This window comes from Microbacterium sp. WCS2018Hpa-23 (assembly GCF_031843845.1).
Taxonomy (GTDB): Bacteria; Actinomycetota; Actinomycetes; order Actinomycetales; family Microbacteriaceae; genus Microbacterium.
Genome location: NZ_JAVTIZ010000001.1, coordinates 71,354 through 84,697, shown reverse-complemented (window position 1 = coordinate 84,697; position 13,344 = coordinate 71,354). Strand labels below are relative to the sequence as shown.

General features: G+C 66.4%; 10 protein-coding genes. 9 read left to right on the top strand and 1 reads right to left on the bottom strand.

Features of this window, described 5'->3' with window-relative positions; genetic code table 11:
- Positions 1-13: 13 nt before the first annotated feature.
- Positions 14-424 carry a RidA family protein gene (locus RQG77_RS00380; RefSeq protein WP_056508469.1) on the top strand — a complete coding sequence of 137 codons (411 nt, stop codon included), beginning with the start codon at positions 14-16 and terminating at the stop codon, positions 422-424.
- Positions 425-517: 93 nt separating this feature from the next.
- Positions 518-2,044, top strand: a complete 1,527-nt coding sequence (locus RQG77_RS00375) for a L,D-transpeptidase (RefSeq protein ID WP_311242921.1) — start codon at positions 518-520, stop codon at positions 2,042-2,044.
- A 178-nt stretch (positions 2,045-2,222) separates the two neighbouring features.
- On the opposite strand, the gene RQG77_RS00370 is transcribed toward RQG77_RS00375, so the two are convergent.
- Entirely contained in the window at positions 2,223-4,442 is a 2,220-nt protein-coding gene (locus RQG77_RS00370; protein WP_311243450.1) for an NADP-dependent isocitrate dehydrogenase, read from the bottom strand.
- Between the two features lie 177 nt (positions 4,443-4,619).
- Between RQG77_RS00370 and RQG77_RS00365 the strand changes: the two genes are divergently transcribed.
- The 7 genes from RQG77_RS00365 to RQG77_RS00335 all read left to right on the top strand — a co-directional run bounded on the left by RQG77_RS00365 (position 4,620) and on the right by RQG77_RS00335 (position 13,311).
- Positions 4,620-5,078: a GNAT family N-acetyltransferase gene (locus RQG77_RS00365; protein WP_056309050.1), complete on the top strand. Its 459-nt coding sequence runs from the start codon at positions 4,620-4,622 to the stop codon at positions 5,076-5,078.
- A 211-nt stretch (positions 5,079-5,289) separates the two neighbouring features.
- Entirely contained in the window at positions 5,290-6,303 is a 1,014-nt protein-coding gene (locus tag RQG77_RS00360; RefSeq protein ID WP_311242920.1) for a LacI family DNA-binding transcriptional regulator, read from the top strand.
- A 124-nt stretch (positions 6,304-6,427) separates the two neighbouring features.
- Positions 6,428-7,735 (top strand): extracellular solute-binding protein, encoded by a 1,308-nt coding sequence (locus tag RQG77_RS00355; protein WP_311242919.1) that lies wholly within the window; start codon positions 6,428-6,430, stop codon positions 7,733-7,735.
- A gap of 59 nt (positions 7,736-7,794) precedes the next feature.
- Complete coding sequence (locus RQG77_RS00350) at positions 7,795-8,760, top strand: carbohydrate ABC transporter permease (RefSeq protein WP_056508459.1); 966 nt, start codon at positions 7,795-7,797, stop codon at positions 8,758-8,760.
- A complete protein-coding gene (locus RQG77_RS00345) occupies positions 8,760-9,647 on the top strand; it encodes a carbohydrate ABC transporter permease (RefSeq protein ID WP_311242918.1) in 888 nt (295 codons plus the stop codon). Before RQG77_RS00350 ends, RQG77_RS00345 begins: the two co-directional genes overlap by 1 nt.
- Positions 9,647-11,881 carry an alpha-xylosidase gene (gene yicI, locus RQG77_RS00340; RefSeq protein ID WP_311242917.1) on the top strand — a complete coding sequence of 745 codons (2,235 nt, stop codon included), beginning with the start codon at positions 9,647-9,649 and terminating at the stop codon, positions 11,879-11,881. Before RQG77_RS00345 ends, yicI begins: the two co-directional genes overlap by 1 nt.
- Positions 11,878-13,311 (top strand): GH1 family beta-glucosidase, encoded by a 1,434-nt coding sequence (locus RQG77_RS00335; RefSeq protein ID WP_311242916.1) that lies wholly within the window; start codon positions 11,878-11,880, stop codon positions 13,309-13,311. The genes yicI and RQG77_RS00335 overlap by 4 nt, the downstream gene beginning before the upstream one ends.
- The last annotated feature ends 33 nt before the right edge of the window (positions 13,312-13,344 follow it).

Below are 13,344 nucleotides of genomic sequence, written 5' to 3'. Positions count from 1 at the left end.
CTAGGCTGGTCCCATGACTGCGAAGATCCGCGTTTCGACCGACGCCGCCCCCGCTCCCGCCCACACATTCTCCCAGGGCATCCGCAAGGGTCCGATCGTGCAGGTCTCCGGCCAGGGGCCCGTCGACCCCCAGACCAACGAGTACCTCTTCCCCGGCGATGTCGCCGCGCAGACCACGCGCACCCTCGAGAACGTCAAGGCCATCGTCGAGGCCTCCGGCGCCACGTTCGACGACGTCGTGATGCTGCGCGTGTACCTCACCAAGCGCGAAGACTTCTCGATCATGAACGATGCGTACGGCGACTTCGTCACGGCCCACACCACCGGCGGCGTGCCGCTGCCGTCACGGACCACGGTCTTCACCGGGCTCCCCCGCGAAGAGATGCTCGTCGAGATCGACGGACTCGCCGTCGTCACGGACTGAGCGACGCGGGATTCGCACCGACCTCTGGACCGTTGCCTCCCCGTTACCTGCGATCGCGTAGCATATCGCTAAGGACACGTGAGAAACCGGGGGGTGAAGTTCGTGACCGATCTGATCTCAGCGCAGGATGCGAAGACCGAGAAGCTGACCGAGGCGACCGCCTCCGGCGACCGGCCAACCGTTGCAGCGCCCACGCACTCCGGCGACGATACGCCCACCGACTCGATGCCGCCGAACGGCGGTGACCCGGAGCTCGCCTGGGCACCCATCGAACCCGCTCCCAAGAAGAAGCGCCTCGGCCTGTGGATCGGCCTCGGGGTCGGCGTCCTGGCTCTCGGGGCAGGTGCCGCGTCGATGATCCTCATCGCACCGGGAACGACCGTCGCAGGAATCCCCGTGGGCTGGCTCACGCCTGGCGCCGCGGCGGACACCATCCAGGCACATGTCTCCCAGACCGAGATCACGCTCACCGGCGCAGGCGACGACGCCGTGCTCACCGGCGCAGACCTCGGCGCCACCATCGACGCGACCGCTCTCGCCGACCAGGCGTTCGCCGAACGACCGCTCTGGAACGTGAGCATGTGGATGGGCGACCCCGTCCCCGCCGAGATCACCCTCGACCCGGCCAAGGCGGACTCCGCACTCCGTGAGACCGTTCCGTCGAGCTTCGAAGACCCACTCAACGCTGGCGTCGTGTTCGACGCGGCGACAGGCGCCTACGTGATCACACCGTCCGCCGCCGGCACCGCCGTCGACGTCGACGCACTCGCCGCGGCCATGGTCGACACGATCGCCGACGGCGGCAGCAGCGTCGAGTTCCCCGGCGACCCCGCCGAGGCCGCACCGGCCGTCACCGATGAGGACGCCACGACCGTTGCAACGTCGCTGAACACGATGCTCGGCACGATCGGCTTCTACATCGGCGAAGAGCGCACCGTCCCGGTGGATGCCGCGACCGCTTCGACGTGGTTCTCGGTCGTCGACGAAGACGGCGAGCTTCGCATCATCGCCGACGAGACGGCGATCCAGGCCACGATCGCCGGGCTTCCCGCCGCGGTCGACCGCGCGCCTGTCAACGCGACGAACATCGTCGACTCAGCGGGAAAGATCCTCCGCACCGAGGCCGAGGGCGTCAACGGACGTGCACTCGGTGACACGTCGAACCTCGCCTCCGAGGTCGCGTCGAAGTTGGAGGCCGGAGACGGCGTCATCCCGATCACAGTCTCCGAGACGCCGTTCGAGTCCGTCAACCTGGTGCGCAAGATCGATGTCGATCTGGGCTCTCAGACGGCGACTCTCATCGAGAACGGCGCCGTCGTGCGATCGTGGAAGATCTCGTCGGGCAAGAGCGCGACACCCACAGACACCGGAAACTTCAAGGTCTACGCGCACGTGCGGATGCAGACGATGAAGAGCCGGGAACCGGACGGTTCGATCACCGAGACGCCGAACGTCCCGTGGGTCACGTACTTCAACGGCGACGAGGGCTTCCACGGCACGTATTGGCACAACGCCTTCGGATCTCCGCGCAGCCACGGTTGCGTGAACATGCCGATCGACGTCGCCAAGTTCGTGTACGAGTGGTCGCCGGTCGGCCTCGAGGTCTCGGTCCACAACTGATCGCCGAGCTCCGCTGAGCCGGGGCATCGGGTCGCTTCAGGTTCGATGCACGGTCGATGGTTCCTTGTCGGCGCGTCGCCGCGGCCCGTACAGGATTGTTCTGACGCGGGACCGAATCTCCTCCGATAGGTCGCGAAAAAAGGCCGGATGCTCTCGCATCCGGCCCTTTTTCCTGTCGTCAGCTCAGGGCGTCGACGATGCCGTTCAGCGTCGCGGACGGGCGCATGACGGCCGTCACGAGCGCGTCGTCGGGGCGGTAGTAGCCGCCGATCTCGACGGCCTTGCCCTGCACGGCGTTGAGCTCGGAGACGATCGTCTCCTCGTTCTCGGCGAGCGTCGCGGCGATCGGAGCGAACGCCGCTGCGAGGTCGGCGTCCTTCGTCTGCGTCGCCAGCTCCTGCGCCCAGTACAGGCCCAGGTAGAAGTGGCTGCCGCGGTTGTCGATCGTGCCGAGTGCACGGCCCGGTGAACGGTCCTCTTCGAGGAAGGTTCCCGTTGCGGCATCCAGCGTCTCCGCGAGGACACGCGCCTTCTCGTTGCCGGTGCGGTCTGCGAAGTGCTCGAGCGACGCGGCGAGAGCGAAGAACTCGCCCAGCGAGTCCCAGCGCAGGTAGTTCTCCTCGACGAGCTGCTGCACGTGCTTCGGAGCCGAGCCGCCGGCGCCGGTCTCGAACAGGCCGCCGCCCGCGAGCAGAGGAACGATCGAGAGCATCTTGGCGCTCGTGCCGACCTCGAGGATCGGGAACAGGTCGGTGAGGTAGTCACGCAGCACGTTTCCGGTCACCGAGATCGTGTCGAGGCCGTGACGCATGCGCGCGAGCGTGTAGCGAGTGGCCTCTTCGGGAGCGAGGATCGTGATCGTCAGGCCCTTGATGTCGAGCGTGGCGAGCCCCTGGTGCACCTTGGCGATGATCTGCGCGTCGTGCGAACGGTTGGCGTCGAGCCAGAACACGGCGGGGTCGCCGGTCGCACGAGCACGGGAGACGGCCAGCCTGACCCAGTCCATGACCGGGATGTGCTTCGTCTGGGTCGCGCGCCAGATGTCGCCGGCGCCGACCTCATGTTCGATCAGGACGGTGCCCTCGCTGTCGAGCACCTGGACGGTGCCTGCGGCGGCGATCTCGAACGTCTTGTCGTGGCTGCCGTACTCTTCTGCCGCCTGCGCCATGAGTCCCACGTTCGGGACCGTTCCGATGGTGGCGGGGTCGAGCGGGCCGTTCGCGATCACGTCGTCGATGACAGCCTGGTAGACGCTCGCGTACGAGGAGTCGGGGATGACCGCGAGCGTGTCCGCCTCGCCGCCGTCCTTGCCCCAGAGCTTGCCCCCGTTGCGCACCAGCGCGGGCATCGAGGCGTCGACGATCACGTCGCTCGGGACGTGCAGGTTCGTCGTGCCCTTGTCGGAGTTCACGTACGACAGACGTGGTCCCTCGGCGATGGCCTTGTCGAACGCGGCAGCGATCTCGTCGCCACCGGCGATGTCGCCGAGGCCCGCGAGGATCGAGCCGAGACCGTCGTTGGCGTTCAGACCCGCAGCGGCGAGCTTCTCGCCGTACTGCGCGAACACGTCCTTGAAGAAGGCGCGAACGACGTGGCCGAAGATGATCGGGTCGCTGACCTTCATCATCGTGGCCTTGAGGTGCACCGAATAGAGGACGTCGTCGTTCTTGGCCGTCTCCAGCGTCTCGGCAAGGAACGCGTCGAGGTGCGCGGCAGAGAGGAACGTCGCGTCGATGATCTCGCGCGGCAGGACCTTCAGCCCCTCCTTCAGAACCGTCACGGTGCCGTCAGCGGCGGTGTGGCGGAAGCTCAGCACGTCGTCGTGGGCGGCGACCCAGGAGCGCTCGTTGTGCTTGAAGTCGTCGTGACCGAGCGTGGCGACGCGCGTCTTCGAGCCCTCGGCGAAGGGCTTGTTGCGGTGCGGGTGCTTCTTGGCGTAGTTCTTCACTGCCAGAGGGGCGCGGCGGTCACTGTTGCCCTCACGGAGCACAGGGTTGACCGCGGATCCCTTGATGCGGTCGTAGCGCGCACGGACGTCCTTCTCCTCGAGCGAGGATGGCTCGTCCGGGAAGTCGGGGATGTCGTATCCCTGCGACTGCAGCTCGGCGATCGCGCCCTTGAGCTGCGGGATCGAGGCCGAGATGTTCGGAAGCTTGATGATGTTCGCCTCGGGCAGCGTGGCGAGGCCACCGAGTTCGGCGAGCGAATCGCCGACCTGCTGCTCGGGCGTGAGCTTCTGCGGGAACGCCGCGAGGATGCGGCCGCCGAGCGAGATGTCGCGGGTCTCGACCTCGATGCCCGCCTGACCCGTGTAGGCCTTGATGATCGGCAGGAAGGAAGCGGTGGCGAGTGCCGGTGCCTCGTCCGTGTAGGTGTAGATGATGGCGTCGTCGGTCACCAGGAGGTTCTCCGTTCGCGAGGGCATATTTGTCTCGATACCAAGATACCTGAGCACCCCCGGGCGCGTGGGCGCCCGGCGATGCTGAGGCGCGCAGCACTCCGTCATTCCGGGTCATACCCGACGAATACTCCCTGTTTCTGGGTGGGATGCCTCGGGAGGGGTTAGCCTGTGTTCATGTCCGAACTGCGCATGGTCGAACTCTCCGCTGCGACGATCGTCGCCGTGAACAACCTGTCGCTCAAGCCCGGACAGGAGCAGTTCCTCGCTCCGGTGTCCTACGGCATCGCGGCGACCGTCATCAATCCGCAGACCTCCTGGCAGCGGGTCGTGCTCGACGGCGACCACGTCGTCGGGTTCGTCAGCGCCAACTTCGATGCGGAGGCTCCCGAGGAGCACTTCCGCTCGGTCCTGTGGCGTATCAACGTCGATGCCGAGGGCCAGGGCAAGGGCGTCGGGCGCTTCGCGGTGGAGAGCCTCCTCGAAGAGGCCCGTGCCCGCGACTTCGATCACGTCAACGTCATCTATGAGGCCGGCGAAGACGGCCCGGAGGCGTTCTTCCTGCGCGTCGGGTTCACGCCGGTCGGCGAGACCGAGTACTCGGAAGTCATCGCCCAGATCCGCATCACTTCGTAGACCGGCGGCGGGGTCTCGAATCCCCTCCCCCATCGAGGCCCCGTCGCCCTGTCCGGTCTCTTCGTGGGAACGCTCCCGCGCTACCGATCCTCGATTTGTTGTGATCAACCACAAAAGTCTTGCTTTCGGCGGGCAGGAGTGCCTATCATCGCTCCAGAGGCGCAAGCGAAACGCTTCGACGATTCACACGACAAGCGACGATGGAGTCCTGATGACGACGATCCACCAGGTGGCCGAGGCCGCCGGCGTATCGATCAGCACGGTCTCCTATGCGCTGAGCGGCAAGCGCCCGGTGTCGGAGAAGACCCGACGCCGCATCGAAGACGCGGTGCAGACACTGGGCTACGAGCCGGATGCGGGAGCACGGATGCTCGCAGGACGCCGCACTCACATCTTCGGCCTGACCGAGCCGCTGCGCGCCGACACGCACGCACCGACGCACATGGCCTTCGTGCTCGCGACCGCCGTCGCTGCTCGTCGCCGCGGCTACGACATCCTCCTACTCACCGATGAGCAGGCGTCCGAGGGCATGAATCGCGTGGCCGCGAGCAACCTCGTCGACGCCATCCTCGTGCTCGACGTCGCCCCGGACGACGAGCGGGCCGACATCGCCCGCTCGGTGCACTCCCCCTCGGTCTTCATCGGGATCCCTGACGACGCGCAGGGCCTCACATGCGTCGACCTCGACTTCGAGGCTGCGGGACACCTCGCCGTGGATCGGCTCGCGGATGCCGGCCACACCGCAGTCACGCTGCTCGGGCAGACCGAGGTCTCCTATCGCAAGTCGAACTTCCCCCGTCGCCTCCTGCGCGGAGTGCAGAGCCGCACGCGGGATCGGGGGCTGTCCCTCGACTGGGCGACGACCGGAGTGACGACCACGGACGCGTCGGCCGTACGCGCCACTGTGGAGCAGGCGCTCGATCGAGGCGAGAGAGCCTTCATCGTCCACGCCGTCGGCGACGTGCACGAGGCGCTTCTCGAGACGCTCTCCGCCCGCGGACTGAGCGTCGGCGAGGACGTCTCGGTGATCTCGGCGGCGGCGTCCTTCGACACCTCGGGTCTTCCTGTGCCGATCGACACCATCCCGCTCGTGCCGCAGCAGTCGTGTGAGCTCGCCGTCGATCTCGCCGTCCAGCACCTCGAAGCGCCGGGCATGCCCGCGCAGATCCACCTCATCCCTCCCGAATATCACCCCGCCGGTTCCGTGGCTCGCTCACGCGAGTGACCGCAGACGGAACAGACTTCCGCATCGCCGTCATCGAAACGCTTCGACGATGGCTTCCTCACAACTGAAAACCCGACCCACCGATGTGTCCGGCCTCAGGGCCACCGAGAAAGGAGTGCCGACGATGGCACGCAATATCCGCAGGACGAAGACGTTGGCGGCTCTCGCCGCCCTCACCGTGTCCGGTATCGCGCTGAGCGGCTGCACCGCCGGATCGTCCGACGAGGGCGGCGACGGGCAGACCCTCAAGCTCTGGCACTACGAGGGCGCCGACAGCGCTATGGGCAAGGCATGGGCCGAAGCGATCACGATCTTCGAGAAGGAGACCGGCGCGACGGTCGAGTTCGAAGAGAAGTCGTTCGAGCAGATCCAGAAGACCGCCAGCCAGGTGCTCGACACCGACGCCGCACCCGACCTCATGGAGTTCAACAAGGGCAACGCGACAGCCGGCTTCCTCGCCTCCACAGGCCTGATCGCCGACATCTCGGATGCCGTCGACGAGTACGGCTGGGATGAGAAGCTCGCGCCGTCGCTGCAGACCACCGCGAAGTACTCGGAAGACGGCGTCATGGGCGGCGACACCTGGTTCGGCATCCCGAACTACGGCGAGTTCGTCGGCGTCTATTACAACCAGGATGCCTTCGCTGCGGCAGGGCTCGAGATCCCCACCACATACGAGGAGTTCGTCGATGTGCTCGACGCATTCGTCGCGCAGGGCGTCACACCTCTCGCCGAGGCGGGCGCCGAGTATCCCCTCGGCCAGCTCTGGTATCAGCTCGCGCTGCTCGAAGGCGACCGCGGCTTCGTCGATTCATACCAGCTCTACGACGGAGAGGTCGACTGGCAGGGCCCCGAGGTCACCTCGGCGACCGAGACTCTTCAGGAGTACATGGACAAGGGATACATCGCCTCGGACGTCTCGTCGGTGAAGGCCGAAGACGCCGGCGTCTCGTTCATCAACGGCACTTCACCGATCTTCGTGTCGGGTTCGTGGTGGTTCGGTCGCTTCGTCTCGGAGGCCACGGGCTTCGACTGGACGATGGAGGCCTTCCCCGGGGCGGATCTGTCGCTCGGCTCATCCGGCAACCTCTGGGTCGTCCCTGAGAACGCTGCGAACAAGGAACTCGCCTATGAGTTCATCGACATCACGATGCGCCCGGAGATCCAGGCGATCATCGGCAACAACGGCGGTCTGCCCGTCGCCGCAGAGACCGCGGACATCACCGACGAGAAGAGCGCAGCGCTGATCGAGACGTTCAACGGCGTGCTCGATGCCGATGGGCTCTCGTTCTACCCGGACTGGCCCGCCCCCGGCTTCTACGACGTGATCGTGCAGGAGCTGCAGGGTCTGATCACCGGGTCGCAGGACGCCGAGACCACGAACAAGAACCTCGGCGAGCAGTACGACGAGGGCACCTCGGAATTCCGTTGATCCACTCGCGGGGGCGGCGGCCGCACGGCTCCGCCCCCGCATCCTCCTGGAGGTGAACAATGTCACTCGTCACACGCCGCGAGGGCCGCGCGAAGCTGCCGCCCGAAGAGCCGTCCATCCCGCAGCGCAGCGGCGGGACCGGGGCCTACTGGATGTATCTGCTCCCCGGCTTCGTGCTGCTGCTCGTCGTCGTCATCGTCCCGCTCATCTGGAACGTGTACCTGACCTTCACGAAGTGGAAGGGCGTGCGCACGCCGGAGTTCATCGGTCTCGAGAACTGGCAGAAGATCCTCACCGACAGCGACTTCTGGACATCGTTCACGAACTCAGTGTGGATGATCATCGCGATGGTCGTCGTCCCGACCATCGTGGGCCTGATCGTCGCGGCGCTGCTCTTCGACGTGGTCGGGCGCAAGTTCGGCGGCAAGGTCGGCAGCTTCCTGCGTGCCACGTACTACCTCCCGCAGATCCTCCCCATCGCGGTCGCCGGCATCGTGATCGGCTGGATCGTGCGACCGGGCGGCGACGGAGCGCTGAACCAGATCCTCGCGTGGTTCGGCATCCCCGCCTACGACTGGCTCGGCCAGATGCCCTCAGCCCTCATCGTGCTGATGGTCGTCATGGTGTGGGTGCAGCTCGGCTACCCCGTCGTCGTCTTCATGGCGGCGCTGCAGCGGGTGGACCCCGAACTCTACGAGGCCGCAGAGCTCGACGGCGCGAACTGGTTCCAGCGGTTCTCGTCGATCACGATGAGCATCATCCGCCCCGAGATCTTCGTCGTGACACTGACCTGCACGATCGCCGCACTGAAGGTCTTCGGCCCCGTGTACATCATCACGCGCGGCGGCCCGGCCGGTGCGACGCTCGTCCCTGCCTATTACGCGTACCAGGAGTTCTTCACCAAGCGGAACGTGGGCTACGGCGCGACGATCGCGACGGTGCTGACCATCGTCGTGGTGATCGTGTCGATCATCTTCATCCGCGTCCAGAACTCCCTCGAGCGCAAGGAAAGGGCGGGTCTGTGATGCACGCCACCACCGCCATCGTCACCGGAAAGCCGTCCAAGACCCGTCCCCGCGGCGGGATGACCAAGAAGCGTCCGATCGACTGGCTGATGCTCGCCCTCGTCGTGATCGGCGCCCTCCTGGTCATCGCGCCCTTCTACCTCGTGCTCGTCAACTCGTTCAAGTCGCCCGTCGACTACGCGACGTCTGGCCCCCTCGCCTTCCCGGAGACCCTGGACTTCGGCGGGATCATCAAGTTCTGGGAGCGCGTGAACTTCCCCGAGAAGGTCTGGAACTCGCTCTTCATCGCCGGCATCGTCTCGGTGCTCGCCGTGGTGATCTCGATGCTGAACGCATTCGCGATCGGCATCGGCCGTGTGCGCGGACGCAGCTGGATCGTACTGCTGTTCCTGCTCGCGAACCTGCTCCCGCAGGAGGCGCTGCTCTACCCGCTGTACTACATGTTCAAATCCGTCGGCCTGTACGACAACGTGTGGTCGGTCATCATCGTCTTCACCGTGATCCAGGCGGCTTTCGGCACCTACCTGCTGTCGTCGGTCTACGGCACGTTCCCGAAGGAGATCCTCGAGGCGGCATCCCTCGATGGGGCGAGCCGCTGGCAGATCCTCTGGCGCGTGGTCTTCCCCATCAGCCGCCCCACGCTGTCGGTGCTGCTGATCTTCTTCTTCATCTGGACGTGGAACGAGTTCCTGATCCCGCTGACGTTCCTCGCCTCGAACGCGAACCAGACGGTCCCCGTCGCGATCAGCGTGCTGCAGGGCGACCGACTGATGGACGTCACCACGACGAGCGCCTCGGCGCTGCTCGGCATCATCCCCACGCTCATCTTCTTCCTCATCTTCCAGCGCACCCTCACACGCGGCATCACGGCAGGAGCAGTCAAGTAATGAAGTTCACCGACGGGTTCTGGCAACTGCGTCCAGGCGTCACCGCGCTCTACGCGCAGGAGGCCTACGACGTCACCCAGACCAGCGACACCCCCGACGGACCAGGCATCGTCATCACGGCGCCCACCATGGTGATCGCCAAGCGCGGCGACACCCTGAACCGCCCGGTGCTGACGACGACGCTCTCCTCCCCCGCGGAAGGCGTCATCCGCGTGCGGATCGCCCATCATGAGGGCGGCCGCTGGCACGGAGGCTTCGACCTTGCAGGTTCCGGTTCGGGGTCACCGACCGTGTCGATCGCGGAGTCCGGCGGCGTCCTCGACGCCGGATCGCTCGTCGCACGGATCGCCCCCGGCGCACCCTGGGATCTCGCGTTCGAGGTCGACGGGCGACGCGTCACCGGAAGCGGCCACAAGGCGCAAGGCTATGTGCGTCTGGCGTCCGGCGCGCAGGTGGACGCGGGGATCGTCGACAACGCGCGAGAGGGCGGAAGTGCGCTGAGCGGGTCGACGTTCGTGCACGAGCAGCTGGACCTCGGGGTCGGCGAGCTGATCTACGGCCTCGGCGAGCGCTTCGGCCCGCTGGTGAAGAACGGCCAGTCTGTCGACATCTGGAACGCCGACGGCGGCACCTCCAGCGAGCAGGCATACAAGAGCATCCCGTTCCACCTGTCGAATCGCGGCTACGGCGTGCTGGTGAACGACCCCGGTCATGTCTCTTACGAGATCGGCTCGGAGTCGGTCGAGCGCGTGCAGTTCTCGGTTTCGGGCGAAGTGCTCGAGTACTTCGTCATCGCGGGCCCCACCCCCAAAGAGGTGCTCGGGCGCTATACGGCCCTCACCGGACGACCGCCGGTGGTGCCCGCTTGGTCGTACGGCCTGTGGCTCTCGACGAGCTTCACGACCGACTACGACGAGCAGACCGTGAACTCGTTCATCGACGGGATGGCGGCGCGCGAGCTGCCGGTGTCGGTGTTCCATTTCGACTGCTTCTGGATGCGCGAGTTCCAATGGTGCGACTTCGAATGGGACCCGCGGGTGTTCCCCGACCCCGAGGGCATGCTCTCGCGGCTGCACGAGAAGGATCTGCGGGTCTGCGTGTGGATCAACCCGTACATCGCGCAGCGCTCGCCCCTGTTCCGCGAGGCCGCCGATCAGGGATTCCTGGTCAAGCGGCCCGATGGCACCGTATGGCAGTGGGACCTCTGGCAGGCGGGGATGGGACTCGTCGACTTCACGAATCCGGCTGCGACGGCCTGGTACCAGGGGCACCTTCGTCGGCTGCTCGACCAGGGCGTCGACTGCTTCAAAACCGACTTCGGTGAACGCATCCCCACAGAGGTCGTCTGGGCGGACGGCTCGGACCCCGAGCGGATGCACAATCTATACACCGACCTGTACAACCGGGCGGTGCACGACGTTCTCACCGGTGCACGCGGGGCGGACGATGCGGTGCTCTTCGCCCGTTCGGCGACGGCCGGCGGACAGAGCATGCCGGTGCACTGGGGCGGCGACTCGACCTCGACGTACACCTCGATGGCGGAGACGCTGCGAGGCGGACTCTCGCTGGCGCTCAGCGGCTTCGCCTTCTGGAGTCACGACATCGGCGGATTCGAGGGGACGCCGGATGCCGGTGTGTTCAAGCGCTGGACGGCCTTCGGCCTGCTGGGCTCGCATTCCCGGTTCCACGGCTCCAGCTCATACCGCGTTCCGTGGGCGTTCGATGAGGAGGCGGTCGACGTGACGAGACGCTTCACGCACCTCAAGATGCAGCTCATGCCGTACCTCTATCAGCAGGGCATCGATGCCTCACGCACAGGCATCCCCTTGATGCGACCGATGCAGTTGGAGTTCCCCGACGATCCGGCGGTCGGCTACCTCGATCGGCAGTACATGCTCGGGTCGAGTCTGCTCGTCGCTCCGGTGTTCTCGGAAGACGGGAGCGTCGAGTTCTATCTGCCTGAGGGCGAATGGACGTCGCTTCTCACGGGCGAGACCGTGACGGGCGGCGGATGGCGCCGTGAGACGCACGGCTTCGAATCGCTGCCGCTCTACGTGCGCCCCGGCACTGTGCTCCCGTGGGGTTCGCGCACGGACAAGCCCGATTACGACTATCACGACGGCCTGAAGCTGCGTGTCTTCCCCGGCGGCGAAGGCACCGCGACCGTGACCGTGACAGACCCTGATGGCGAGTCGAAGACGTACTCAGCAGACCTGTCGGAGGTGACCCGATGACGCTCTCCCCCGCCGACGACTACCGCGGCACCGGTCTTCTGCTCCCTGAGGGGTTCCTCTTGGGCTCGGCGACCGCGTCGTATCAGATCGAAGGAGCAGCAGGCGAGGACGGCCGGACGCCGTCGATCTGGGACACCTTCAGCAAGACACCCGGGAAGGTGTGGAACGGCGACACCGGTGATGTGGCATGCGACCACTACCACCGCGTCGATGAGGATCTCGACCTCATGGCGGACCTCGGCCTCGAGGCCTACCGCTTCTCCATCGCCTGGCCGCGGATCGTGCCGGCGGCCGACGGACGGGTCAACCAGGCAGGGATCGACTTCTACTCGCGTCTCGTCGACGGGCTGCTCGACCGCGGCATCCGCCCCGTGGCCACCCTGTATCACTGGGATCTCCCGCAGTACCTCGAGGACGCCGGCGGGTGGACCTCGCGAGCCACGACCGACGCCTTCGAGCAGTACGCCTCGATCATGGGGGCGGCGCTCGGCGACCGCGTGCAGACCTGGACGACGCTCAACGAGCCGTGGTGCTCGGCCTACCTGGGCTACGGTCAGGGCGGTCACGCGCCGGGGCGCCACGAACCGGCATCCGCTCTCGCCGCGGTCCATCACCTCAACCTCGCTCATGGGCGCGCGCTGCAGGCGCTGCGCGCCACGTCGACCGGCAACCCCGACTACTCGGTGACGCTCAACTTCCACGTGCTCCGAGGTCAGGGCGACGGGGCGGATGAGGCTGTGAGGCGCATCGACGCTCTGGCGAATCGGGCGTTCACCCACCCGATGCTCCGCGGCGAGTACCCGGCGGACCTCCTCGATGACACGGCGTCGGTCACGGACTGGTCGTTCGTGCAGGACGGCGACCTCGACACGGTCAACCAGCCGATCGACGTGCTCGGGGTGAACTACTACTCGACCGCGACCGTGCGCCTGTGGGACGGGGTCTCGCAGAAGCAGCAGAACGACGGGCACAAGGGCACGGCGGGCGGAACCGCGTGGCCGGGAAGCGACCAGCTCGTCGAGTTCGTCGAGCAGCCAGGGCCGTACACGGCGATGGGCTGGAACATCGCACCCGAAGGGCTCGAAGAGCTGCTCGTCTCGCTGTCGGAGCAGTTCCCCGGGCAGCCGCTGATGGTCACCGAGAACGGCGCCGCGTTCGATGACGCGGTCGCCGAAGACGGCTCGGTCCACGATCCCGAGCGCACCGACTACCTGCGGCGGCACTTCACCGCAGCGCACCGTGCACTCGAACGCGGTGTGGAGCTGCGCGGTTATTTCGTCTGGTCGCTGCTCGACAACTTCGAATGGGGATACGGCTACGCCAAGAGGTTCGGCATCGTGAGGGTGGACTTCGACACGCTCGAGCGCACGGTGAAGGACTCCGGCCGCTGGTACCGAGAGCTCATCACCTCACGCACGATCGGGGCCTGACCCCAGATCGGCAGAACGACCGCCGTCTCTCTC

Coding starts and splice junctions, on each gene's coding strand:
- RQG77_RS00380 (WP_056508469.1), top strand. CDS start 14: ATGACTGCGAAGATCCGCGTTTCGACCGACGCCGCCCCCGCTCCCGCC.
- RQG77_RS00365 (WP_056309050.1), top strand. CDS start 4,620: ATGTCCGAACTGCGCATGGTCGAACTCTCCGCTGCGACGATCGTCGCC.
- RQG77_RS00360 (WP_311242920.1), top strand. CDS start 5,290: ATGACGACGATCCACCAGGTGGCCGAGGCCGCCGGCGTATCGATCAGC.
- RQG77_RS00355 (WP_311242919.1), top strand. CDS start 6,428: ATGGCACGCAATATCCGCAGGACGAAGACGTTGGCGGCTCTCGCCGCC.
- RQG77_RS00350 (WP_056508459.1), top strand. CDS start 7,795: ATGTCACTCGTCACACGCCGCGAGGGCCGCGCGAAGCTGCCGCCCGAA.
- RQG77_RS00345 (WP_311242918.1), top strand. CDS start 8,760: ATGCACGCCACCACCGCCATCGTCACCGGAAAGCCGTCCAAGACCCGT.
- yicI (WP_311242917.1), top strand. CDS start 9,647: ATGAAGTTCACCGACGGGTTCTGGCAACTGCGTCCAGGCGTCACCGCG.
- RQG77_RS00335 (WP_311242916.1), top strand. CDS start 11,878: ATGACGCTCTCCCCCGCCGACGACTACCGCGGCACCGGTCTTCTGCTC.